The organism is Nonomuraea mangrovi (assembly GCF_042681425.1).
Taxonomy (GTDB): Bacteria; Actinomycetota; Actinomycetes; order Streptosporangiales; family Streptosporangiaceae; genus Nonomuraea; species Nonomuraea mangrovi.
Genome location: NZ_JBHUFV010000022.1, coordinates 40,819 through 63,644, shown reverse-complemented (window position 1 = coordinate 63,644; position 22,826 = coordinate 40,819). Strand labels below are relative to the sequence as shown.

The following is a 22,826-nucleotide window of genomic DNA, read 5'->3' as shown; positions in this document are numbered from 1 at the left end:
CCCCCCCCCCACGACCGAGAGGTCAGGCGAGGCTGATCACGCCCTTGGACACCTTGATCTTCTTGCGGGTGAGCGGCCGCTTGGCGGGCCCCCTGACGACCGCGCCCGTCGAGATGCTGAACTTGCTGCCGTGGCAGGGACAGTTGATCGTCCCGCCGCTGACGCCGGCCACCGTACATCCCTGATGCGTGCAGATGGCGCTGAACGCCCTGAACGTGCCCTTGGACGGTTGCGTCACCACGTACTTGCCCTTGAGGATCTTCCCGCCGCCGACCGGGATGCTCCTGGTCTTGCTCAGGACGGGTCCTGCCGCGGCCTCGGCCGGTGTCGTCCACAGGAACAGCGCCCCCGTGCCCGCCGCTCCACCTCTGATGATCAGTGCCCGACGTGTGATCATTCGTGCCTCCTCACAGAGATTTCACGTACGCCGGACTCATCCGGTTCATCGGGAACCGCGCGATGAACCCCCCGTCTCGTACGGCAAGCGTCCCGCCGTGCAGCGTCGCGATGTCCCTGGCGATCGGCAGGCCGAGCCCGACCCCTCCACCGTCTCTGGCCCTGGCCTCGTCCAGCCTGGTGAAGCGGTCGAACACCGCCTCCCTGTGCTCGGGCGGGATCCCAGGGCCGTCGTCGAGCACCTCGAGGACCGCCTCGCCGTCCGTCTCGCGCACCCGGACTTCGACGGTCGTCGCCGCGTGCCGTACGGCGTTGTCCACGAGGTTGGTGACCAGCCGGGACAGGTGCCCGCGCGAGCCGTTGATGACGACGTCGGGGCTGATGTCCAGGCAGACGGCGGCTCCCGGGCGGAGGCTCTCCTCGGCGACGACCTGGCCGAGGTCGATCTCCTCGGCCTTGAGCGGCTCGCCCGCGTCGAGCCTGGCCAGCAGCAGGAGGTCGCCGGCCAGCCGCTGGAGCCGGTCGACGTCGGCCAGCGCCTCGGTCGACAGGTCGGTGGGCTCGGCCAGCTCCAGCCGTGCCCGGAGCGTCGCGATCGGGCTGCGCAGCTCGTGCGCGGCGTCGGCGACGAACTGCTTGTGCCGCTCGACCGCCGTCTCCAGCCGGTCGAGCGTGCCGTTCACGGTGGTGGCGAGTCCGGCGATCTCGTCGCCCGACTCGGGGACGGGCACCCGCTGGTGCAGGTCGCGGGCGGTGATGTCGGCGACCTTCGCCCTGATGGCCGCCACGGGGGCCAGTGCTCTGCCGACGGAGAACCACGTCATGCCTGCGACCACGGCCAGCAGGAGCGGCACGCCGGGCAGCAGGAGTCCGTTCAGGGTCCGCAGCGCCTGCTCCGCCCCCTCCAGGGAGGCGCGGCCCCAGATGGTCTTGGTGGCGCCCTCCTCGGTGGTCACGGCCATGGTCGCGACGGCGTAGTCGCCCGGCGTCGTCGTCTCCCAGGGGGCCGACTGGATCCTGGCCGTGACCTGGACGTCGGGGTCGGTGGTGAAGGTGAGGCTGTCGGCGGGTCTCGCTTCGACGGCCAGCGGCATCGCGGCGACGACCTTCCTGGCCGCCTCGGCGTTGGCGCTGGCCTCCAGGCTGCCTTTCAGCGAGGCGACCAGGACGGCCGTGGCGACGCCGAGCGCGGCGGCGACGACGAGTGTGGCCGCGATCGTGGCGCGCAGCCGTACGGACGAGAGGATCACGCCGCCTCCAACCGGTAGCCCGCGCCCCTGACGGTCTCGATCACGCCAGGGCCGATCTTGCGGCGCAGCGCGCTGACGTAGACCTCGACGATGTTGGGGTCGCCTTCGTAGCTGAAGTCCCATGCCTGGGCGAGCAGCTCGCTCTTGGAGACCACCTCGCCCGCCCTGCGCGCCAGCCCGTGCAGCACGGCGAACTCCTTGGGGGTGAGCGCGATCTCGACGCCGCCCCTGCGGCAGCGCATGCCCGCGGGGTCGACGGTCAGGTCCCCCACGGTGATCGACACCGGCCGCTCCCTGCCGCCGCGCCTGACGAGGGCGCGGAGCCTGGCCACCAGGACGACGTAGGAGAAAGGCTTGGCGAGGTAGTCGTCGGCGCCGGTGTCGAGCGCCTCCGCCTCGTCGTAGACGCCGTCCTTCGCGGTGAGCATCATGATCGGCGTCCAGTTGCCCGCCTCGCGGAGCTTCGCGCAGAGCGCGTACCCGTTCAGCCTGGGCAGCATGACGTCCAGGACGATCGCGTCGTAGTCGTTCTCCGAGGCCATCCACAGGCCGTCGCGGCCGTCGTAGGCGACGTCGACCGCGAAGCCCTCGCCTGCCAGGCCGCCCTTGACGAGGTCGGCCAGCCTCTTCTCGTCCTCGACCAGTAGTACTCGCACGGTGTTCAGGGTGCCTGACGCGACCTAAAGCCAACCTGAAGATCATTTCGGCTGCGTTCAGTGTGCCTTCAGGTTCGGTGGGCGAGGCTGCGGTCGTTCCGTTCAAGCGAAGGAGATGGAAGTGTTCAAGCGACGTATCGCCGCTCTTGTTGCCGTGGGTGCCGTGCTGTTCGCCGGGGGTCTCGCCGGATCGGCCAACGCCTCCTCGGACGAGCCGCCCGCCAAGGGCACCTGCGTGACGAGCGACGGCAAGACCTTCGAGTTCACCGAAGCGGTCCGCGCGGTCAGGATCGAGCCCGGCAAGGGGGGCGAGGCCCACCTGTCCGCGGACGACCAGTCCGCGGCGGCCACGGAGCCCGCTGCGACGATCCGGGTGGACGCGCAGTCCACGGACGGCAAGCCCCTGCCCGAAGGCGCCGTGGCCGTCGAGCGCTGGAGCGAGGCCACAGAGACCACCGAGGCCGTCCCCGCGACCCCCGCCCCCGGGGTGGAGGCGGGCGAGATCAAGGCCGGCCAGATCAAGGTTGGAGAGATCAAGGACGACGTCTCGATCGCCGCCACCGCCACCGCCACCGCCACCGCCCCCGACGGCGACGCCACCAAGGCCATCACCATCACCTGCACCGCCAAGTGACCAGGTGAGCGGGGCCCCGCCGCACCGGTCATGGGGGTCCGGTACGGCAGGGCTCAGGTGAAGGACGGGTGCGGGCCGAGCGCCCAGTACTCGAAGAGTCCGTGGCCGACCTGCCCGTCGTACTCGAAACGCCCGACCGCGTCCACCATGCCCCACATGCGGCCGGCGTCCTCGGGCAGCGTGTAGGTCACCCCCTGGACCACGGGCTCGCCGCCCTGGTACATGCCGTGCTTCCAGTCGGGCTCCAGGCCGTAGCCGGTGCCGACCATGAGGTGGACGGGCAGGATCGGCGTGCACCGCACCTCGATCTTGTCGAAGGTGATCGTCGCCTCCACGACGTCGCGGGTGCCGGGGGCGTAGACGGGGTGGTAGCCGGGGCGGCCGAGGTACTCCTCCTCCCGGCCGTCCGACCACACCCTGACGGCTTCCTCCAGCACCCTGCGACCCTTGTGGTCCTCCTGGATGATGCAGAGGATCGCGTGGTCGTCGAACTGCATGGGCGCGTAGAGCCAGTAGAACGTGCCGGGGTTCTTGACCTGGATGCCGGGCGGCTCGGGCTCGCCCACGGGCCTGATGCCCCATGAACGGTCTCTGGTGCCCTGCCATCCGTCGACGGGGATCTCGTCGTCGCCGACCACGATGGTGCCCGACCAGCGGCCTGTCTGTGCCAGCCGTACCGAATCGAAGACGACCCGCTCCTGCCAGCGCACGAAGTGGCGCGGTTCGAGCGTGGCCGGGATCGTGCCCGTCCACGTGAGGTCGAAGGCAAGGCCATGCTCGTTCGGCTCGAGGATCACCCTGAGCCGCTTGAGTCCTTCGATGACCTCGATCCTGAACGGGCCGACCGTGGTGTCCATGCGGTCGGATCCGAGCTCGCGGGAGGCTCGGACCACCCGGTGCAGGTTCGTACGGCGGGCACAGGCGAAGGCGTCGGTGACGCCGAGGTTGGGGTACTGCCCGAGGCCGACGATGAGCATGAGCTCGTCCGTGCCCGGGTGGCAGTTGAAGTAGTAGCGATCGTAGAAGTTGCGATCGGAGGTCGCGACGTGGCGCATGACCTGAGGGGCCTGATGAATGGGGAAGTCGTCCAGCGGTGACAGGCTCATGCGCTTCGTTGTAGCAAGCGCTTGGTTAGAGGTCAACGCGGCCGCGCGCGTGGCACGGCCGCGTCACACCCGTCAGGACATCTTCCGCGTGGCCTCGTCGACCTTGTCCGCCGCCTTGTCCGCGTTGGACGAGACCTTGCCTGCCGCCTGGTCCGCGCTGGACGACACCTTGTCGGCGGCCCGGTCCGCGCGTTCACCGACCCAGCGAGAGGCGTCAGTGGCGGAGTCCTTCATGTGGTCGGTCCACTGCTGGGCGTTGCGGCGGTAGAACATGTAGCCCGCCGCGCCCAGCGCCATCCCGGTCAGCAGGGCCAGGATCGGCCACCGGCGAGACCTTGCCGGCGTCGGGTCGATCCTGCTGGCCGCCTGGCTCAGCATCGAACTGACCCGCGGGGCGAGTTGATCCTCGACCCGATGGGCGGCGTCCTCTAGTCTGGGTGCCGCCCAGTAACGTGCATCCTCGATCCGATGCGCGGCGACCACCTTGGCCTGGTCCGCCATCGGGGCGAGCCGACCTCCGGCTCGCACAGCCTGGGCCTTCATTCGGCCCATCCACGTCACGGGCATCTCGATTATGACGTGGCGCTTTCTGAGTGTCAGGGACACGACAACCTCCCCTGTCGTTGGGGCCCCGCAGCGTGACCTTCCCGGTACAAGGCGGCTCAATCATGACGAGCCGTGGGAGGATGCTTGAGCGGCCCCAGCGGCCGTGCCATCCAAACCATCACATACCAGACCCTGTGCATAGAGGGGGGCAGCTGTCTCGTGGCTGAGAAGCTGATCGCAAACCTGCAGACCAATCGCGGTCTCATCAAGATCGAACTCTTCCCGAACAAGGCGCCGAAGACGGTTCGCAACTTCGTGGAGCTCGCCGAGGGCTCCAAGGAGTGGACGCACCCCGGCACCGGCGAGAAGAGCACGGGTCGTTACTACGACGGCACGATCTTCCACCGCGTCATCGACGGATTCATGATCCAGGGCGGCGACCCGCTCGGCCAGGGCATCGGCGGCCCTGGCTACGAGTTCGACGACGAGATCCACCCGGAGCTCGTCTTCAACAAGCCGTACCTGCTGGCCATGGCCAACGCCGGTGTCCGCGCCGGCAAGGGCACCAACGGCTCGCAGTTCTTCATCACCGTGGTGCCGACGCCGCACCTCAACCGCAAGCACTCCATCTTCGGCGAGGTCATCGAGGGGCAGGACGTCGTCGACGCGATCGCCAAGACGCAGACCGACCGCCGGGACCGTCCCGCCGACGACGTCGTCCTGGAGTCGGTCACGATCGAGCGCGTCGAGGGCTGACAGGCGGGCTGGGAAGCTCGGCTCGAAAGGAACGTGAGGTTGTCGTCTCTGACGGTCCAGCGCGCACGTTCCCGATGAGTAGGCTGGCGGTCAGTGGACGAGAAAGGCCCCTCATGACCAGCCAGCCGCCCAGCCCCCAGGAGACCGTGCCCACGTGCTACCGCCATCCTGGGCGGGAGACGTGGGTGCGCTGTCAGCGCTGCGAAAGGCCCATCTGCCCCGACTGCATGCGCGACGCGGCCGTGGGCTTCCAGTGCCCCGAGTGCGTGGCCGAGGGCAACAGGACGGTACGGCAGGCTCAGTCGGTCTTCGGCGGCGCCGTCGTCACCACGCCGTACGTCACCTACACGATCCTCGGCCTCATCGCCCTGGTGTTCGTCGGCCAGCTCCTCACCGGCGACAGGCTCGGCGCCGCCCTCGAGATGAACACGGTTTACGTGGTCGCCCAGGGCGAGTACTACCGGATGATCACCAGCGCCTTCGCGCACTCCACAGGGCTGATCTTCCACGTGCTGTTCAACGCCTGGGCGATCTACGCGATCGCGCCCTACCTGGAACGCGCGTTCGGGCACATCAGGTTCGCCGCGCTCTACCTGCTCAGCGCGCTCGGCGGCTCGGTCATGAGCCTGTGGTTCGACGACTTCAGAGTGGCCACCGTCGGCGCGTCGGGCGCCGTCTTCGGCCTGTTCGCGGCGATCTTCATCGTGGGCCGCAAGCTCAAGCTCGACGTGCGCGGCATCGCGACCGTCATCATCCTCAACCTGGTGATCACGTTCGTGGTGCCCGCGGTCACGGGCCTCGGCATCAGCTGGACCGCTCACGTCGGCGGCCTGCTCACCGGCGCCGTGCTGGCGGGCGCGCTGGTCTACGCCCCCAGGAACAACCGCGCCCTGTATCAGGCACTGGCGCTCCTGGGGGGGTTCGCGATCCTCGCCGCTCTCACGATCGTGCGAGCGACCTCGCTGCTGTCCTGACTTTCCCCAGCCTGTGGAAAACCTGTGGAAAGTACTAACGCCAGCGGGTGGAAAGCACCACACCGAAGATGATGAAAACGAACCCGATCAGCAGGTTCCAGTTGGAGAGCGTCCCGATCAGGGGCGCTTGGGGGGCCACGTAGTAGATCGCGATCCACAGGATCCCGATGATCCACGACACGACCATGGTCGGCGCCAGCCACCGCGGGCTGATCTTGACCTCTTGCGACTTCTGCGGCGGCGTGTAGACCGCCTTCTTGCGCGTCTTCGGCTTGGGCACGGGATAACTCCTGCTGGCGGCCGGGGGCCATCCGGATAGTCCCCAGGCTCTCTGGTCCGACCAGGATAGTCGCCACGCGCGGAACATGGCGATCCCCGGCATCCACCGCGCGTCTGCATACCCTGGCCACGTGAGGGCACTGCTGCGGACGGTCGGAGAGCTGAGCATCACGGCGGGCCTGGCCATGCTGCTCTTCTGCGCGTACCTGCTGTGGGGCACCGGCGCCTACACCCAGCGCCAGCAGCTGCTGCTCCAGCGGCAGCTCGCCGAGGAGCGGGGCGACGACCCCGCCCGCCTCGACAAGATCACGCTGGGGAACGCCGTGGCCATGCTGAGCATCCCCAGGCTGGGCGACGACTACCGGTACGCCGTGATCGAGGGCGTCGACGCCGAACACCTGAAGAAGGGGCCTGGCCACTACCCGGGCTCCGCGATGCCCGGCCAGGTCGGCAACTTCGTCCTGTCGGGCCACCGCACGACCTACGCGGCGCCCTTCAACCGCATCGACGAGCTGCGACGCGACGACGAGATCATCGTGGACGCCCGCGAGGCCCGCTACACCTACCGCGTCACCTCACAGGACGTCGTGGAGCCCGACGAGGTGGAGATCCTCGCCCCCGTGCCGGGAAAACCCGACATCAACGCCATCAGAGCGATGATCACCCTGACGACCTGCCATCCCGAGTACTCCGCGGCCCAGCGGCTCATCGTCTACGGCGTGCTCAAGTCGACCGAGCCGAGAAAGGCCTGACATGTACGGCTGGATCTGGCGGCACCTGCCCGGCGGCGTCGGGCGGCGACTCGTGACAGCCCTCGTTCTGGTCGCCTTGGCGGGAGTCGTACTCTGGTATGTCGTCTTTCCTCTACTCGAGCCCGCAGTGACGCTGGATGAGGTGACCGTCCGCAAATGATCCTGGTAGTGGACAACCACGACAGCTTCGTCCACACCATCGTGCAGTACCTGCGCTCTCTGGGCGCCGCCTGCGAGGTGCGGCCGCGCGACGTGGTGCGGGTGGAGGACGCCGACGGCTACGCCGGCGTCCTGGTGAGCCCAGGCCCGGGAACACCCGAGGCGGCCGGGGTGAGCGTACCCCTCGTCCTGCACGCCGCCGCCACGGGCAAGCCGCTGCTCGGCGTGTGCCTCGGCCACCAGGCGATCGGAGTGGCGTACGGCGCGGTCGTGTCCAGGGCCCCCGAACTCATGCACGGGCGCACCAGCGCCATCACGCACGACGGCCGGGGAGTGTTCGCGTCGCTGCCCTCGCCCGTGACGATGACGCGCTACCACTCGCTCGCCGTACGGCCGGAGACGGTGCCCGACGAGCTGGAGGTGAGCGCGTGGACCGACGACGGGACCATCATGGGGCTCAGGCACCGCACCGCGCCCATCGAAGGGGTGCAGTTCCACCCCGAATCGGTGCTGTCGGAGCACGGCCACCGGCTGCTGGCCAACTGGCTGTCGTCGATCGTGTAACACCACGCCGCCGCCGAACGACTTAAGGAATGAACGTCCCCGCCGTCGCCCCCGAGCGGCGGGGACGTTTTCCATGTCCGCCCGCGAGCGGCGGGGACGTTTTCCATGTCCGCCCGCGAGCGGCGGGGACGTTTTCCATGTCCGCCCGTGGCGGGAAAAGGGACGGCCCCCTCGCCCGGGAGTGCGGGGAGGGGGCCGTCCTGAGATCACGGGCCGAGGTCTGGCGGCTCGCCTGTGTCGCCCGGATCCTCGGTCGCCGGGTCGGTCGGGATGTCCGTCGGCTCCTCAGACGGCGGGAACGACGGCTGCTCGGTCGGCTGCTGCTCGGGCCCCGTCGAGACCACGATCGTGACCGTCGTCTTCTGGTTCTGCGGGCTGCCCGCCTCAGGGCTCTGCGTGATGACCGTGCCGGCAGGCTGGTCGCTCGCCTGCGACACCACCTTCACCCTGAAGCCCTCGGCCTTCAGCTCCCGCTCGGCGTCCTCCTGCGTCTTGCCGACCACGCCGGGCACAGGCACCTGGGCCTTGGGCACGTACAGCTTGACCGAGGTGCCCTTCTCGACCTCCGCCCCCGCCTTGGGTTTGGTGTCGAAGACCTTGTCCTGCTCCCTGGAGGAGACCGTCGGCGTGACCACGCCCTCCAGCCCCACGGCGTCCAGCGCGGCCCTCGCCTCCTCCGGCGAGGCGCCGATCAGGCCATCGGGCACCTTGACCTTCTCCGGGCCTGTGGACACCTTGAGCGCGATCGTGGCGCCCTCGTCCACCTTGGTGCCGGCCGCCGGCTCGGAGCTGATGACCACGCCCTTCTCGACCTCGGGGTCGGGCTCCTCGGTCACCGTGAACTTCAGCTTGAGCGAGGTGAGCTTGGCCTCGGCGTCCTCCTGGGTCTGCGTGGCCAGCGGCGGAACAGTGATCTGCGCCGCCGCGGACGTGCCGCCTCCCGAGGCCAGGAACTTGTAGCCGACGAAGACGAACGCGCCGATGATCAGCAGCGGGACCAGGATCCACGCCACGGTCTTCAGCGCCGTGTTGCCGCCGCCGCTCGCCCGCCGCCTGCCGCCGCGGGTGGGCTCGCCGCCGTCGCCGTACTCGTAGGGCGGGATCGCCCCGGTGCGCTGCGTCGCGGGTCCCGCGCCCTGGGTGGCGGCCATCGTGCGGGTGCCGGCGCCGTAGTTGCCGACCATGGTCATCGTCTGCGCCTCGACCGGCATGCCGGTCATCGCGCGCTGGATGTCGGCCCGCATCTCGCCCGCGCTCTGGTAGCGCTGGGCGGGGTCCTTGGCCATCGCCTTGAGCACGATCGCGTCGGCCCACTTGGGAATCTCGGGGTCGATCTGCGACGGCGGGATGGGCTCCTCGCGCACGTGCTGGTAGGCGATCGCGACAGGGGAGTCACCGGTGAACGGCGGCTGTCCCGTCAGCAGCTCGTACAGCACGCACCCGGTGGAGTAGATGTCGCTGCGGGCGTCGACCCGCTCGCCCCTCGCCTGCTCGGGCGAGAGGTACTGGGCGGTCCCTATCACCTGCGCCGTCTGCGTCATCGTGGCGGCCGAGTCGGCCATCGCGCGGGCGATGCCGAAGTCCATGACCTTGACGTCACCGTTGCGGGTGATCATCACGTTGGCCGGCTTGATGTCGCGGTGCACGATGCCGCCGCGGTGGCTGTAGTCCAGCGCCCTGAGGATGCCGTCGACCAGCTCGACCGCGCGCTCGGGCAGCAGCCGCCTGTCGGCCCGCAGCAGGTCGCGCAGCGTGCGGCCGTCGACGTACTCCATCACGATGTACGGCACGGGCGCGCCGTCGCTGTTGTCCTCGCCGGTGTCGTAGACCGCGACGACGGCCGGATGGTTCAGCGACGCCGCGGACTGGGCCTCCCGGCGAAAGCGGGCCTGGAAGGTGTGGTCACGCGCGAGGTCGGCCCGAAGCGTCTTGATCGCCACGATGCGGTCCAGTCGGATGTCTCGTGCGCGATACACCTCGGCCATGCCGCCGCGCCCGACGACACCGTCGAGCTCGTAGCGACCTCCGAGTAGCCGAGGCTGAGTCATTTCCTGCACTGTCCCTTACCGTTCATCTTGGGTACCGGCCGGCTCGCGGGCCGCCAGTGTCCATCATCGACCCCTCGACGCATCACGTCTCCTCGTTCGGCGGGATGGTTTCGCCTGGGTCGGGGGAGCCGGTCGGTGTCACTGTTGGCGTCGGGGTGGGGGTGGGCGTTGGGGTGGGCGTCGGTGTCGGGGTCGGGGTCGGCTTTGGCGTCTTCGTCGGCGTCGGCCGCTGTGTGGGAGAAGCCGACGTGCTTACCGTAGCTGACCGTGAGGGTACCGGCCGAGCGGTCCTCGGCGGAACCGTGGCGGGGCGGCGTGGCGGTGTCTTGGTCCTGCTCGGCTTCACGGACGGCGGGGTTTCGATGGTTTGTGTGGGTTCCGTCACGTTGGGGGTTTGGCTAGGGCCGTAATTGGCAATAGCAAATGTCCCGAGTCCGACGGCCGCGGCGCAGCCCGCCGTCGCGACCAGCACCGTGGTGCGCCGCCTGCGCCGCCGCGCGGGCGCGGAGACCCGTGTCATCGCCCCCTCGTCACCGTACGGCCCGGCCGCGGCGAGAGGCACGGGCGTGGGCGTGCCGCCGTACGGCCTGGCCGGGTCGGGGGTCGTGTCGGGCGTGCCGTACCCCGGATCCGTGCGGTCCCCGTCACCGAGCCGCGGGTTGACGCGGAACCCGGCGGGGTCGGTCAGCGTGCGCAGCTCGGTGCCGTAGTCGTCGGCGCTCAGCAGCGACTGGCGCAGCACGGCGGCCCTGTCCGCCAGTTCCCGCGCGCTCGCGGGACGCATCGACGGCTCCTTCGACAGCAGCGCCATCACCAGGCCGCGCACCGGCGCGGGGATCGAGGGGTCCAGCGGCGGGGGAGTCGCGCTGAGGTGCTGGAGCGCGATCGCCACCTGGTTGTCGGCGTGGAAGGGCGTGCTGCCCGCCAGGCACTCGTACGCCACCACGCCGAGCGAGTAGAGGTCGGTCGAGGGCGTCAGCGGCAGGCCCTGCGCCTGCTCGGGGCTGACGTACTGGGCCGTGCCCAGCACGGTGCCCGTCTGGGTGACGGACGCGGCCTCCACCGCGCGGGCGATGCCGAAGTCGGTCACCTTGATCGTGCCCTCGCGGGTCACGAGCAGGTTGCCCGGCTTGATGTCGCGGTGGATGACGCCCGCCGTGTGCGCCGCCTGCAGCGCCTTGGCGGTCTGGTGGATCACGTCGAGCGCCACTTCGGGCCCGAGCGCGCCGTTGCGCGCCAGGATGGCCGACAACGGCTCGCCGGGCACCAGCTCCATCACGAGGTAGGCGACATCGCTCTGCTCGCCGTAGTCGAAGACCTGGGCGATGCCGGGATCGGCCAGGCCGGCGGTGATCCTCGCCTCGTTGCGGAAGCGGGCCAGGAAGGACGGGTCGGCCGCCACCCCGCCCCTCATGATCTTGACGGCGACCTCGCGGCCGAGCAGTTCGTCCTTGCCTCGCCAGACCTCGCCCATGCCGCCGACGGCGATGCGCGACACCAGGAGGTAGCGCTCGCCGAGCCTGCGGCTGGGGGAGGTCACTTCGCGAGCACCGCCTCCATCACGGCCTTGGCGATCGGGGCCGCGGTGTGCCCGCCAGAGGCCTCGGTGCCCGCGCTGCCCGACTCCACGATGACCGCCACCGCGACCTGCGGGTCCGTGGCGGGCGCGAAGGAGATGAACCAGGCGTGCGGCGCCTTGCCCTGGACGGTCTGCGCGGTGCCCGTCTTGCCGCCGACCTCGACACCGGGGATCTGCGCCAGGTTGGCGGTGCCGTTGTTGACCACGCTGACCATCATCTGCCTGAGCTTGGCGGCGGTGTCAGCGCTGACGGCCTCCGTGAGCTCCTCGGGCTCGGCCTCGTCGACGGTGTCGTTCTTGGCGTCGGTGATCTTCTGCACCAGGTAGGGCTTCATGACCTTGCCGTCGTTGGCGATGCCTGCGGCGATCATGGCCATCTCCAGCGGCGTCATCTGGTTGCTGCGCTGGCCGATGGAGGCCTGCGCGAGAGCCGCGTCGTCCTCCTTGGGACCGATGTTGCTGTCGGACACGCCCATCGGGATCGAGAGCGGCTCGCCGACACCGAACTTCTTGGCCTGCTCGGCCATCCGGTCGTAGCCGAGGTCCATGCCGATCTTGCCGAACGGCGTGTTGCACGAGCGCTCCAGCGCGTACACCAGCGGCACCTGGCCGCCGCCGCAGGCCGCGCCGCCCGAGTTGGGCAGGTCGGCCGTGGTGTTGGGCAGATCGAGCACCTGGGGGGCGGGCACGATGGTCTGCCCGTCGCGGCTGGAGTCGTCCTCGAGGAACGCCGCCGCCGTCACCACCTTGTAGGTGGAGCCCGGCGGGTAGGTCCGGTTGATGGCCCTGTTGACGAGCGGGCCGTTGGCCTTGTCCTTGTCGAGCTTGTTGTAGGCGGAGAAGACCTTGCCGGGGTCGGTGCCCGACAGCACGTTCGGGTCGTACGTGGGCAGGGAGACCATGGTCAGGATCGCGCCCGTCTTCGGGTTCAGCGCGACGACCGCGCCCCTCTTGCCGCTCGCCGACAGCGCCTCGTGGGCCGCCTTCTGCGCCTTGGGGTTGATCGTGACCTCGACGTTGGCGCCGCGCGTGGGCTCGCCGGTGAACAGGTCGATGCTCCTGCGCAGCAGCAGGTCGGGATGGGACGAGTCGAGGTAGCCGTTCTCGCTGCGCTCGATCGCGGACGTGCTCTCCGGCGAGAAGTAGCCGGTGACGTGCGCGAACACCTTGCCATCCGGGTACTCGCGGATGAAGCGGAAATCGCCCTTCTTCTGCTCGACCGACTGGGCGAGGATCGTGCCGCCGGCCGTGATGCGGCCGCGCTGCACCTCGTAGCGGTCGAAGAAGTTGCGCTTGTTCCTGGCGTCGGAGCTCAGGCTCTCGGCCTTGAGCGCCTGCACATAGTTCACGTTCAGCATGAGCAGCCCGAACATGACCAGGCATGCCACGGCCGCGCGCTTGAGAGGCCCGTTCATCGCTGGAACACCTGCGTCAGTCCTTCGTCCTGGATCGCCTGGGGCGGGGGGCGTCGGGCGGCATCAGACATGCGTACCAAAAGGGCGATAAGGATCCAGTTAGCGAGCAGCGCCGAACCGCCCTGCGACATGAACGGCGTGACGAGGCCGGTCAGCGGGATGAGATTGGTGACGCCGCCGACGATGATGAAGACCTGCCAGGCGAGGATGAACGACAGGCCGCCCGCCAGCAGCTTGGAGAACGGGTCGCGGGCCGCGATCGAGGTGCGCAGGCCGCGCTCCACGATGAGCGCGTAGATGAGCAGCAGCGCCATCAGACCCGTGAGGCCGAGCTCCTCGCCCGTGGCGGCGAAGATGAAGTCGGAGAAGGCCAGCGGGATCAGCTCGGGGTGGCCCTGGCCGAGCCCGGTGCCGAGGATGCCGCCCGCGCTCATGCCGAACAGTCCCTGCATGAGCTGGAAGCTGCCGCCGAACGGCCGGTCGTAGAACTCCGTGCTGCCCGGGTTCAGCCACACGTCGAACCTGTCGCCCACGTGGCTGAAGAGCTGGCCCGCGATGAACGCGCCGCCCACGAACAGCAGGATGCCGATCAGCACCCACGAGGTGCGCTGCGTGGCGATGTAGAGCATCACGACGAAGCCGCCGAACAGCAGCAGCGAGGAGCCCAGGTCGCGCTGCAACACCAGGACGCCGATCGCGACGGCCCAGGTGATGAGGATGGGCCCGAGGTCGCGGGCGCGCGGCAGGTCGATGAACAGCAGCCGCCGCCCTGCCAGCGCCAGCACGTCGCGCTTGGCCACCAGGTAGCCGGCGAAGAAGACCACCAGGGCCAGTTTGGCGAACTCGGCGGGCTGGATGCTGAAGCCGCCGATGCCGATCCAGATGCGGGCGCCGTTGATGGTGCGTCCGAGGCCGGGAGTGAGCGGCGAGATCAGCAGGACCAGGCCGACGAAGCCCGCGGTGTAGGTGAGGCGCTGCAGCGCGCGATGGTCGCGCAGCACGATCAGTGTCACGGTGAAGAGCACGACACCGACGCCGGTCATGACGATCTGGTTGGTGGCCGAGGCGCCGTCCTGCCCCGCGGCTTCCAGCCGGTAGATCATCACCAGGCCGAGGCCGTTGACCAGCGTGACGAGCGGGAGGATCAGCGGGTCCGCCCATGGGGCGAACTTGGCCAGGACGAGGTAGGCGGCCAGCATGATGCCGCCGAGGCTCAGTCCGTACGTCAGCATGCCTGCGGGGATGGCGCCGTCGACGGCCAGGCCGACGTTGGCGTAGGCCCCCATGACGATCGCCACGGCGCCGGCCAGCATGAACAGCTGTGCCGCGCGCCGTTTGGCGGGCATGGGGACGGGGGTCGCGACCACTTCGCTCACCTACTGGGACCTCGTCTTGGTCGGGGAGGAGGACGGGGTGGCCGAGGCTTTGGGCTCGCTGGCCTTCTGCTGCTCGGTGGCGTTGAACTTCAAGCTGTTGATCTTGGTGACGCCTTCGAGCTCGCTGGCGACCTTGATGCCGTCCTTCACCAGCGCCTGCTCGGTGGAGGACAGCTCGGAGAGCTTGCGGCCGGTGGGCTTGATCACCTCGAAGAACTGGATCGGGCCCACCTCCTGCTGCACTCCGCGAAAAACGACCACCTCGTCGCCCCTGGCTCCGACGAAGTACTGGTCCTGAACCCACTGCCAGCCGAAGTAGCCGCCGGCACCGGCGGCAACAGCGGCCACACCAAGCACGGAGACCAGCACGGGCCACACGCGACGACGTTTGACGCGACGCCCTGACGCCTCGGCGCCCGGGTAGTCGTCATCGTCGTCGGTGATCACCGGCTGGGGTGCGGTCACCGCGCTCACTCGCCCCGCCGGTTCTCCTGGGGAGCTCGATCGGCGGCTCATGCCCGCCGCGCCGACCACCGCCGCCTCGGTGGGCACCTGAGGGCTCTCGGCGAGATCGACCACGTCCGCGAGCACGCACGTGATGTTGTCGGGGCCACCGCCCCTGTTCGCCAGGTCGATGAGCTGGCGAACGACCTCTTCAGGGTCGTCGATGTTGGTGAGCGTCGCGTGCAACGTCTCGGCGCTCACCACCCCCGACAGCCCGTCGGAGCAGAGCAGATATCGGTCGCCGAGCTGGGCCTCGCGCAGCGTGAGGTCGGGATCGACCTCACCGCTCCCGTCGAGCGCTCGCAGGAGGATGGACCGCTGCGGATGCGTCGCCGCTTCCTCAGGGGTGATCCGCCCGTCGTCCACCAGCTGCTGGACGAGCGTGTGGTCGTGGGTGATCTGGTAGAGCTCCCCGCGTCTGAGCAGGTAGGCGCGCGAGTCGCCGACGTGCACCAGCGCGACCTGGGTGCCGTTCCAGAGCATCGCGGTGAGAGTGGTGCCCATGCCCTTGAGGCTGGGATCCCGCCCGACCATCTCGTGGAGCTTGCGGTTGGCTTCGCGCACCGCTGCCTCGATGGCGTTGAGCAGGTCACCCCCCTGTTGGCTCTCTTCCAGAGAGGCCATTGCGGCGATGGCGACGGAGCTCGCCACCTCGCCGTGTGCGTGCCCGCCCATGCCGTCGGCGACGGCGAGCAGGCGGCCGCTAGCGTACGCCGAGTCCTCGTTCCCTTCGCGAAGGAGGCCGACGTCCGAGCGGGCGGCGTAGCGGAGTGCGATGGTCATTTGCGCAATTCAATGACTGTCTTGCCGACACGGATCGGAACACCGAGCGGTACCGGAGTCGGGCGGGTGACTTTCGAGCGGTCGAGATACGTGCCGTTGGTTGAGCCAAGATCTTCCACGATCCACTGACCGTCCTGAGGGAAGAGTCGGGCATGCCGGCTGGAAGCGTAGTCGTCGGTCACGACCAGCGTGGCGTCGTTGGCCCTGCCGATGGTGATGGGCGTCTCCGTGAGATTGATGGTGGTGCCCTGCAGGGGGCCGCCCGTGACGACCAGCTGGCGCGGCTCCCCCTTCTTGCTCTTGGGTTTGGCGACCGGTTTGGGACTCGCCGCCTTGGCCCGTGGAGCCGCGGGAGCGGTGCGTGAACCGAACAGGTCTGTCCGGATCACCCCTACTGCGGCAATGACAAAGAACCACAGCACCGCCAGGAAGGCGAGCCGGATCAGCAGCAGCGTGAGCTCGGACATGGACCGTTTGTCTACCCCTAATCGCGCCGGAACACCAGAGTCGTGCGCCCCAGGGTGACACGAGTGCCGTTCTGGAGCTCGATCCTGCGTACCGGCTGGCCGTTGACGAAAGTGCCGTTCGTGGACCCGAGGTCGACGAGAACGACCTGCGGACCCTCGACGCGCAGCTCCGCGTGGTGCCTGGAGACGCCTGGATCGACAAGACGAAGATCGCAGTCGGTGCCCCTTCCTAGCAAGGTCACCGGAGTGGTCAGCTCGTAGGAGCGGTCGCCCTGCGGGTCGTCCTGCGTCGAGACGAGCAGTCTCGGCCTGCCCCCGAACGCCCCCGGCCTCGAGGCCGGCAGGTCGCTCTTGGGCTGGCGGATCTCGTCCTGCTCGACCGTCGCCCCCCTGATGACCCCCGAGCGGATGCGGAACAGCCCGACCGCGAGGTCGTTGGCCGTTTCGAAACGAACCCGGACCGGTCCCACGAAGGAGTAGCCCTGTTCCTTGGCGTACTCCCTGGCGAGGTTGGCCAGCTCGTGGCTGATGCTGTCGGCGTAGACCTCGAGCCTCTCGGCGTCGGTCGTCGACAGCTCCACCACGAAGTCGTTGGGCACGAGCGTCCGGCCCTGAGCCACGATGGCGGCCCGCTCGTCCATCTCCCGCTGTACGGCGCTGGCGACCTCGACCGGCTGAAGGTCAGATTTGAACGCCCGCGCAAAGGCCCCCTCAACCAAGCCTTCGAGCCTTCGCTCGAAGCGCTGAAGGACTCCCACCGGGTACCTCCCTTCCTCCGTGCATATCGTCGCGGTCGCTGGGGTGCCGGTGGCTCCTGAGTCGCTCTCTTGCACCCAGCTCTTCTTTCCGCGTCTTGATGCGATCGTATCCGGGTTCGGTACCAGCGTCTGATCCGTGCTACTGTTTCTCCGCACCCACAAGGGCGGGTGGCGGAACGGCAGACGCGCACGGTTCAGGTCCGTGTGTCCGAAAGGACGTGAGGGTTCAAATCCCTCCTCGCCCACTCCGGTCACCGAGGTAATTCGGTGGACCCACATTGACGAAGCAGAGCCCCGGTTCGCAAGAGCCGGGGCTTCTTTTTTGGTCGCGGCCTGCGCCTGCGTGGGAAACAGTACCTGACGCCCCTTGCAGCCCGCTTTCATGTCGCTTACAAGACCATTTCGCGGTTTTCGCTGTTTCGCTGAGAGCTGAGCGATTGGTGTGATCCGCGCGTCGCGAGGGTGGCAAGCCTCACTTCTCTCGCATGTGCCATGTATCCGACACTCTTCGCTGATCGGTCATGTCAGTGTGTAGCCATCCAGAGGTGCGGGCAACGGACACCCTCCGGCCTCCCGCTTCGGGAGGCCGGAGGGCTCACGTCATGCCGCTCTGGTGTCCAGCAGCTCGCCGAGCAGGTCGCTGAGGCTCACCATGCCGATGACCGACCCGTCGGCGGCGGTGACCAGTCCCAGGTGCGCCCTGGCGTCCTGAAGGGCGGCCACGGCCTCCGGCACCTGCGTGACGCACGGCAGGCGCGGCAGCGGCCTGGCCAGCTCCCCGGCCGTCGCGTCGGAACGGAGCACGGCGTCGCGCGCGTGCAGCGCGCCCTTGACGTCGGACGGCGTGCCGACCGGCAGCCGCAGGTGCCCGCTCTGGCCCGCGACCCGCTTGATCTGGTCGGAACGCGCGCCGGCCGGCACCATGACGACCCTGTCGATCGGCACCATGAGGCGCTCGATGCCCTCGGCCTCCAGCCGCAGCGCCCTGGTCAGCAGGTCGTGCTCGTCACGGTCGAGCAGGCCCATCCGGCCCGACTCGCCGACCAGCAGGGCCAGCTGGCGGGGCGTCCTGGTGGTGGCCAGCTCGTCGCGGGCGTGCACCCCGAACAGGCGCAGGATCACGTTGGTGAGCCCGTTCAGCGCCCACAGCAGCGGGCGCATCAGCCACGTGAAGGCGCGGAAGGGCGCTGCCAGCAGCATCGCGGCCGCCTCGGGGTGGGTCAGCGCCCACGACTTGGGCGCCATCTCGCCGACGACCATGTGCAGGAACGTGATCAGGGCCAGCGCGATGGTCAGCGAGATCGGCACCCGCAGGCCCGCGGGCATGCCCATCCAGCCGAAGACCGGCTCCAGGTAGTGCTCGATCGCCGGCTCGGTCACCATGCCGAGGCCGAGCGTGCAGAGCGTGATGCCGAGCTGCGCGCCCGCCAGCATGAGCGACAGCTGCTTGGCGCCGGCGACCGCCGACTTGGCGACGAACCTGGTCAGCCTGCCGCTGCCGGAGGCGATCTCCTCCAGGCGGTGCCGGCGCAGCGACACGAAGGCGAACTCGGCGGCCACGAACAGCGCGTTGAAGACCAGCAGCGCGACGCTGACGACGATCATGGTGAGCGGGTTCACTTGCCCACCTCCGCCGGGTGCGGGGCAGGGGCGAGCCGTACCCACTCGGGAACGCGGCGCTGCAGGGACAGCACGGTGAGGACGGCCTTCGACTCGGGCGTGTCGTCCTCGAACGGGTCGGGGTCGTTGACCAGCTCCACGGTCACCCTGTCGCCGGGCTCGGCCATTCTGCCCAGCCGCGCGAGCACGAGGCCCGCGACGGTGTCGTAGTCGTCGCTCTCGGGAAGGGCGATGCCCGTGGCCCGCTCGACCTCGTCCAGTCTGAGCGTGCCGGGCACGTCCCAGACGCCGCCGGGGCGCTCGATCGCGCCGACGGGCTCGGGGTCGTTCTCGTCGACGAGTTCGCCGACCAGCTCCTCGGCCAGGTCCTCGATGGTCATGACACCGGCGAGCCCGCCGTACTCGTCGATGACGCAGACGAGGTCGTCCTTGGCGGCGCGCATCTGCTCCAGCACGAGCGGCAGGGGCAGCGAGTCGGGGACGAGCAGCGCGGGCCGGGTGATGGCGCTGATGAGGCCGTCCTCCAGGCCGGAGGCCAGCAGCTCGCGCACGCCCGTCACACCCACCACGTCGCCTTCGGGGCCGAGCACCGGGTAGCGCGAGTGGCCGTACGCCCTCATCGTCCGGATGAGGTCGGCGATCGTGTGGTCGTCGCGCAGCACGATCACGCGGGGCCTGGGGACCATCGCCTCCTCCGCGATGCGGTCGCCGAACTCCAGCGCCCGCTCCAGCAGGTCGGACAGCCGCGGCGGCAGCTCGCCCGCCTGGGTCGACTCGGCGATGATCCTGGACAGCTCCTCGGGGGTCGCGCCGTGCTCCACCTCTTCCACCGGCTCGACACCGACGCGGCGCAACAGGCCGGTGGCGGCGGAGTCGAACAGCTTGATGACCGGGCCCGCGATCGTCAGGTAGATCAACGTCGAACGGCTGAGGAACTTGGCCACGGGTTCGGGCCTGGCGATGCCCAGGTTCTTCGGGGTGAGCTCGCCCAGCACCATCTGGACGACGGTCGCAACGAAGACGCCGATGGCCACGGAGACGGCCACGGGCAGGTCGCCGAGCAGCGGCCGGACGAGGGTCGCGATCGCGGGTTCGGCGAGGAAACCGACGAGCAGGGCCGTGACGGTGATGCCGAGCTGCGCGCCGGAGAGCATGAACGACAGACGTGAGGTGACCCGCAGCGCCCGTTCGGCGGCCGCGTCACCGGCGTTGGCCTGCTCGCGCAGCTGCGCCCTGTCGGCGGCGACGAAGGCGAATTCCTGGGCGACGAAGTAACCGGTCGCGGCGGTGAGGAGAAACAGGGCAAGAAGGCCGAGATAAGCGCTCATTTCGAGCTCTCAGAGGGTCCCGTGCGGATGCACGGGCTAGTACTCCACGGGTCCGGAGCGGACACGATCATCCTTTCGGTCGAGGTCGTCCATGAAACCGTAACGACCGAGGTGGCGTCAGATGTTTCCGGAGGGACTCAGGCTCTTGTCTGCGTACTTTTCCATGGGAAAACCTTGGTGAGCAGTCTGCACTGGTGAGAGCTACGAAGTACCGTCGAATCCATAGCGAGGGGGAGAAAACGACGTGACCGAGGACGATCGCACCAGGGCCATGCGCTCGCCAGGTGATGCCCGCCCGCTTCCCAGACGGCAGGACGGCCCGCTGCGCTCGGGCGGCGCTCCCGCACACCAGATGCCCGGCTCGGAGCCCACCAGGGTCAACGAGCAGCCGCCCACGCCCGAGCAGCCGCGCCCCTCCTCCTCCCGCGTGTACGGCAAGCCCCGCTCGGGCGGCGGCCCTGTCCGGCCCCTCGGCAAGCCGCCGAAGGAGCCCCGTGAGCCGCGTGAGCCACGAGGACCCCGGCTGCGCGGCAGGATCAGGGGCGCGACGATCCTGAAGATCATCGCTGCCCTGGTCGCCGTCCTGCTCGTGCTGGCCGTGGTCGGGTTCTTCTGGATCAACGGGCGGATCAAGACCGTCGACCGCGTGCTCGACGATTACACGGGCCGCCCCGCCGACACCCCGGGCACCAACTGGCTGCTCGTCGGCTCCGACAGCCGCGAGGGCCTGTCGGCGGCCGACCGCAGGAAGCTCGCCACCGGTCGAGCCGTCGGCCGGCGCACCGACTCGATGATGCTGCTGCACATCCCCGACGGCGGCGACCGGCCCACCCTGGTCAGCCTGCCCCGCGACTCCGCCGTCAGCATCCCGGGCCAGGGGCGCAACAAGCTCAACGCGGCCTTCGCCATCGGCGGGCCGCAACTGCTGACCCGCACGGTCGAGAACGTCACCGGCATCAGGATCGACAACTACATGGAGGTCGGCTTCGCCGGGTTCGTCGGCATCGTCGACGCGGTGGGCGGCGTGGAGATCTGCGTCAAGAACGCGATCAACGACCCCAAGGCGGGACTCAAGCTGAAGAAGGGCTGCCAGGAGATGGACGGCGGCACGGCGCTCGGCTACGTCCGCACCAGGAAGGGCGGAGCGCTGCCCGACTTCGAGCGGACCAAGCGGCAGCGGCAGTTCCTCAGTGCGGTCGTGAAGAAGGCGGCCAGCCCCGGCGTGCTGATCAACCCGTTCACCTCGATCCCGCTGGCGATCGGCGCCACGGACGCGGTGCAGGTCGACGGGTCGACCGGCGCGTTCGACCTGCTGTCGCTCGGGCTGGCGATGGGGGGCGACCCTGTGACGACCGTGGTGCCGTTCGGCGGCAACGAGAGCGTCGCGGGCGGGCAGGCGGTCAAGTGGGACAGCGCACGGGCCACCCAGCTGTTCGACGCCCTGAAGGAGGACAAGCCGGTCCCGAAGGACGCCCTCGACAAGGGCTGAGCGAGCCCGCCCCGGCGACCTCGCGGGGCGGGTGCGCCATCGGGGTCAGCCCGAGGCGGCGCTCGTGGCGGCGCTGATGGCGGCTGTGGTCGCGGCGATCATGATGACCGCGTTGATGTCGGCGATGGTCTTGGCGACCGCCTCGCCGGCCCACTCGCCCTCGGTGATCTCCTTGATCCGTTCCTTGCTCGCCCCCGGGAAGGCCTTGCGGTCCAGCTTGCAGGCGTGCATGACCGCGATCAGCACCGCCGTACGCGCGTCGGGGTCGGCGCCGGCCAGCGCGCTCGCCACCCGCCCGCGGACCTCGGCCTCCACGCTGCCGTCGGCCTCGGGCCAGCGCGTCGTGGGGAAGACGCCGAGCACCTTGCCGCGCTCCTGCGTCAGGACGCCGGTGTCGGCCAGCTTGGTCAGCAGGCGGTTCTTCAGCTTGCTGGTGCCGATCTTGGCGACCCACCAGGCGGGCTTGCGCTCCTTGCCGTCCTCCGCGATGCGGGCCAGCGCGGCGTCGAGATCGGTGTCGCCGCCTCCGGCGGCCTCCTTCACGACGACCTTCTTCTGCGACAGCTCGATCCTGCCCTCGACGGCCAGTTCGGCCAGTACGGCACCGCCCAGCGCGGCCCCCAGCTCGGTGGAGCCGATCAGCTGCCTGCCGTCTTCCTCGCGGTAGGCGAGCAGAAGGATCTCTTCGGCGATGGTGACGGTCATGGCTCGACCCTACGTCGTAAGGGGTCCGTAAGCGTTGCGAGCGCCGTCGCGTGGTCATGTGGATACATGAAACTCCTGCGCAATCCGCTGACCTGGACCGCCGTGGCGGTGGTCTTCGGGGTCGCGATGTATCTGTTCCAGCCGTGGCGGCTCTTCACCACCGTCGAGGTGAACGAGCCCTTCCCCGTCGGGGGCGCCGTACCGTCGGCGGGCTCGCCACCGGCGGCGTCGAGCCGGCCGTCCCAGGGAGCGCGACCGTCCCAGGGATCGGGGCCAGAGGGGCAGGCGAGCCTGAGCCCCGGCCAGGCCGGCGCGGCTCCCGAGGCGACCGTGCTCCGGTCCGGAGCCTTCGTCACCCATGAGCACAGGACCTCGGGTGTCGCCAAGGTGCTCAGGCTCCCTGACGGGAGGCGGGTGCTGCGCATCGAGCGCCTGGCCACCTCCGACGGCCCCGACCTGCGCGTGTGGCTGAGCGACCAGCCCGTCACCGACTCGTGGCGCAACTTCGACGACGGCCGGTACCTGGAGCTCGGCCATCTCAAGGGCAACAAGGGCAACGCCAACTACGCGATCCCCGCCGGCGCCGACCTGGACAGGCTCACCAGCGTGTCGATCTGGTGCAAGCGGTTCAGCGTGTCGTTCGGCGCCGCCGCTCTCACCGTGGAAAACCGGTAGCTTGCGC

The 22,826-nt window shown here is 69.3% G+C and carries 23 protein-coding genes and 1 tRNA gene; 8 read left to right on the top strand and 16 right to left on the bottom strand.

Going from position 1 to position 22,826, the window contains the following annotated elements; genetic code table 11:
• Positions 1 to 22: 22 nt before the first annotated feature.
• The 3 genes from ACFSKW_RS14530 to ACFSKW_RS14520 are packed head-to-tail and all read right to left on the bottom strand — an operon-like array spanning position 23 to position 2,302.
• On the bottom strand, positions 23 to 397 hold the full coding sequence (locus ACFSKW_RS14530; RefSeq protein ID WP_379572749.1) for a Rieske (2Fe-2S) protein: 375 nt from the start codon (positions 395 to 397) through the stop codon (positions 23 to 25).
• A gap of 10 nt (positions 398 to 407) precedes the next feature.
• The gene (locus ACFSKW_RS14525; protein WP_379572748.1) at positions 408 to 1,646 is read right to left on the bottom strand and encodes an ATP-binding protein; all 1,239 of its coding nucleotides are present in this window, start codon (positions 1,644 to 1,646) and stop codon (positions 408 to 410) included.
• Positions 1,643 to 2,302 carry a response regulator transcription factor gene (locus ACFSKW_RS14520; RefSeq protein ID WP_379572747.1) on the bottom strand — a complete coding sequence of 220 codons (660 nt, stop codon included), beginning with the start codon at positions 2,300 to 2,302 and terminating at the stop codon, positions 1,643 to 1,645. The genes ACFSKW_RS14525 and ACFSKW_RS14520 overlap by 4 nt, the downstream gene beginning before the upstream one ends.
• Positions 2,303 to 2,423: 121 nt before the next feature.
• On the opposite strand from ACFSKW_RS14520, the gene ACFSKW_RS14515 reads away from it, so the two are divergent.
• Positions 2,424 to 2,936, top strand: coding sequence for a hypothetical protein (locus ACFSKW_RS14515; RefSeq protein ID WP_379572746.1), 513 nt, complete (start codon positions 2,424 to 2,426; stop codon positions 2,934 to 2,936).
• Positions 2,937 to 2,989: 53 nt separating this feature from the next.
• Here ACFSKW_RS14515 and ACFSKW_RS14510 read toward each other — a convergent pair whose 3' ends face one another.
• Together ACFSKW_RS14510 and ACFSKW_RS14505 are read right to left on the bottom strand one after the other, a co-directional pair.
• A complete protein-coding gene (locus ACFSKW_RS14510) occupies positions 2,990 to 4,042 on the bottom strand; it encodes an Rv3169 family protein (RefSeq protein WP_379572745.1) in 1,053 nt (350 codons plus the stop codon).
• A gap of 72 nt (positions 4,043 to 4,114) precedes the next feature.
• Positions 4,115 to 4,543, bottom strand: a complete 429-nt coding sequence (locus ACFSKW_RS14505) for a YtxH domain-containing protein (RefSeq protein ID WP_379572744.1) — start codon at positions 4,541 to 4,543, stop codon at positions 4,115 to 4,117.
• Positions 4,544 to 4,807: 264 nt separating this feature from the next.
• Here ACFSKW_RS14505 and ACFSKW_RS14500 point away from each other — a divergent pair, with 264 nt between their 5' ends.
• Both ACFSKW_RS14500 and ACFSKW_RS14495 read left to right on the top strand, forming a co-directional pair.
• Positions 4,808 to 5,344 (top strand): peptidylprolyl isomerase, encoded by a 537-nt coding sequence (locus ACFSKW_RS14500; RefSeq protein WP_379572743.1) that lies wholly within the window; start codon positions 4,808 to 4,810, stop codon positions 5,342 to 5,344.
• 113 nt (positions 5,345 to 5,457) lie between these two features.
• On the top strand, positions 5,458 to 6,318 hold the full coding sequence (locus ACFSKW_RS14495) for a rhomboid family intramembrane serine protease (RefSeq protein WP_379572742.1): 861 nt from the start codon (positions 5,458 to 5,460) through the stop codon (positions 6,316 to 6,318).
• Positions 6,319 to 6,352: 34 nt separating this feature from the next.
• Here the strand turns inward: ACFSKW_RS14495 and ACFSKW_RS14490 are convergent, their stop codons facing one another.
• Positions 6,353 to 6,598 carry a cell division protein CrgA gene (locus tag ACFSKW_RS14490; RefSeq protein WP_379572741.1) on the bottom strand — a complete coding sequence of 82 codons (246 nt, stop codon included), beginning with the start codon at positions 6,596 to 6,598 and terminating at the stop codon, positions 6,353 to 6,355.
• Between the two features lie 130 nt (positions 6,599 to 6,728).
• Between ACFSKW_RS14490 and ACFSKW_RS14485 the strand changes: the two genes are divergently transcribed.
• Both ACFSKW_RS14485 and ACFSKW_RS14480 read left to right on the top strand, forming a co-directional pair.
• Positions 6,729 to 7,349, top strand: coding sequence for a class E sortase (locus tag ACFSKW_RS14485; RefSeq protein WP_379572740.1), 621 nt, complete (start codon positions 6,729 to 6,731; stop codon positions 7,347 to 7,349).
• Positions 7,350 to 7,505: 156 nt separating this feature from the next.
• A complete protein-coding gene (locus ACFSKW_RS14480) occupies positions 7,506 to 8,072 on the top strand; it encodes an anthranilate synthase component II (protein ID WP_379572739.1) in 567 nt (188 codons plus the stop codon).
• A gap of 206 nt (positions 8,073 to 8,278) precedes the next feature.
• Here the strand turns inward: ACFSKW_RS14480 and pknB are convergent, their stop codons facing one another.
• From pknB to ACFSKW_RS14445, 7 genes are all read right to left on the bottom strand, one after another.
• On the bottom strand, positions 8,279 to 10,120 hold the full coding sequence (gene pknB / locus ACFSKW_RS14475; protein WP_379572738.1) for a Stk1 family PASTA domain-containing Ser/Thr kinase: 1,842 nt from the start codon (positions 10,118 to 10,120) through the stop codon (positions 8,279 to 8,281).
• 82 nt (positions 10,121 to 10,202) lie between these two features.
• Positions 10,203 to 11,660 carry a protein kinase domain-containing protein gene (locus ACFSKW_RS14470; protein WP_379572737.1) on the bottom strand — a complete coding sequence of 486 codons (1,458 nt, stop codon included), beginning with the start codon at positions 11,658 to 11,660 and terminating at the stop codon, positions 10,203 to 10,205.
• On the bottom strand, positions 11,657 to 13,114 hold the full coding sequence (locus tag ACFSKW_RS14465) for a peptidoglycan D,D-transpeptidase FtsI family protein (RefSeq protein ID WP_379572736.1): 1,458 nt from the start codon (positions 13,112 to 13,114) through the stop codon (positions 11,657 to 11,659). Before ACFSKW_RS14465 ends, ACFSKW_RS14470 begins: the two co-directional genes overlap by 4 nt.
• Entirely contained in the window at positions 13,111 to 14,460 is a 1,350-nt protein-coding gene (locus ACFSKW_RS14460) for an FtsW/RodA/SpoVE family cell cycle protein (RefSeq protein WP_379573034.1), read from the bottom strand. The genes ACFSKW_RS14465 and ACFSKW_RS14460 overlap by 4 nt, the downstream gene beginning before the upstream one ends.
• A gap of 30 nt (positions 14,461 to 14,490) precedes the next feature.
• Positions 14,491 to 15,777: a Stp1/IreP family PP2C-type Ser/Thr phosphatase gene (locus ACFSKW_RS14455; RefSeq protein WP_379572735.1), complete on the bottom strand. Its 1,287-nt coding sequence runs from the start codon at positions 15,775 to 15,777 to the stop codon at positions 14,491 to 14,493.
• On the bottom strand, positions 15,774 to 16,244 hold the full coding sequence (locus ACFSKW_RS14450) for an FHA domain-containing protein FhaB/FipA (protein ID WP_379572734.1): 471 nt from the start codon (positions 16,242 to 16,244) through the stop codon (positions 15,774 to 15,776). The genes ACFSKW_RS14455 and ACFSKW_RS14450 overlap by 4 nt, the downstream gene beginning before the upstream one ends.
• Positions 16,245 to 16,261: 17 nt before the next feature.
• Positions 16,262 to 17,002 (bottom strand): DUF3662 and FHA domain-containing protein, encoded by a 741-nt coding sequence (locus tag ACFSKW_RS14445; RefSeq protein ID WP_358143740.1) that lies wholly within the window; start codon positions 17,000 to 17,002, stop codon positions 16,262 to 16,264.
• 162 nt (positions 17,003 to 17,164) lie between these two features.
• On the opposite strand from ACFSKW_RS14445, the gene ACFSKW_RS14440 reads away from it, so the two are divergent.
• Positions 17,165 to 17,247: transfer RNA gene (locus ACFSKW_RS14440), tRNA-Leu, on the top strand.
• A 355-nt stretch (positions 17,248 to 17,602) separates the two neighbouring features.
• On the opposite strand, the gene ACFSKW_RS14435 is transcribed toward ACFSKW_RS14440, so the two are convergent.
• Entirely contained in the window at positions 17,603 to 18,622 is a 1,020-nt protein-coding gene (locus ACFSKW_RS14435) for a hemolysin family protein (protein WP_379572733.1), read from the bottom strand.
• On the bottom strand, positions 18,619 to 19,950 hold the full coding sequence (locus ACFSKW_RS14430) for a hemolysin family protein (protein ID WP_379572732.1): 1,332 nt from the start codon (positions 19,948 to 19,950) through the stop codon (positions 18,619 to 18,621). The genes ACFSKW_RS14435 and ACFSKW_RS14430 overlap by 4 nt, the downstream gene beginning before the upstream one ends.
• Before the next feature lie 244 nt (positions 19,951 to 20,194).
• Between ACFSKW_RS14430 and ACFSKW_RS14425 the strand changes: the two genes are divergently transcribed.
• The gene (locus ACFSKW_RS14425) at positions 20,195 to 21,439 is read left to right on the top strand and encodes an LCP family protein (RefSeq protein WP_379572731.1); all 1,245 of its coding nucleotides are present in this window, start codon (positions 20,195 to 20,197) and stop codon (positions 21,437 to 21,439) included.
• Between the two features lie 45 nt (positions 21,440 to 21,484).
• Here ACFSKW_RS14425 and ACFSKW_RS14420 read toward each other — a convergent pair whose 3' ends face one another.
• Positions 21,485 to 22,144 (bottom strand): GOLPH3/VPS74 family protein, encoded by a 660-nt coding sequence (locus ACFSKW_RS14420; RefSeq protein WP_379572730.1) that lies wholly within the window; start codon positions 22,142 to 22,144, stop codon positions 21,485 to 21,487.
• 66 nt (positions 22,145 to 22,210) lie between these two features.
• Between ACFSKW_RS14420 and ACFSKW_RS14415 the strand changes: the two genes are divergently transcribed.
• Positions 22,211 to 22,819, top strand: a complete 609-nt coding sequence (locus ACFSKW_RS14415) for a DM13 domain-containing protein (protein WP_379572729.1) — start codon at positions 22,211 to 22,213, stop codon at positions 22,817 to 22,819.
• Positions 22,820 to 22,826 lie beyond the last annotated feature (7 nt).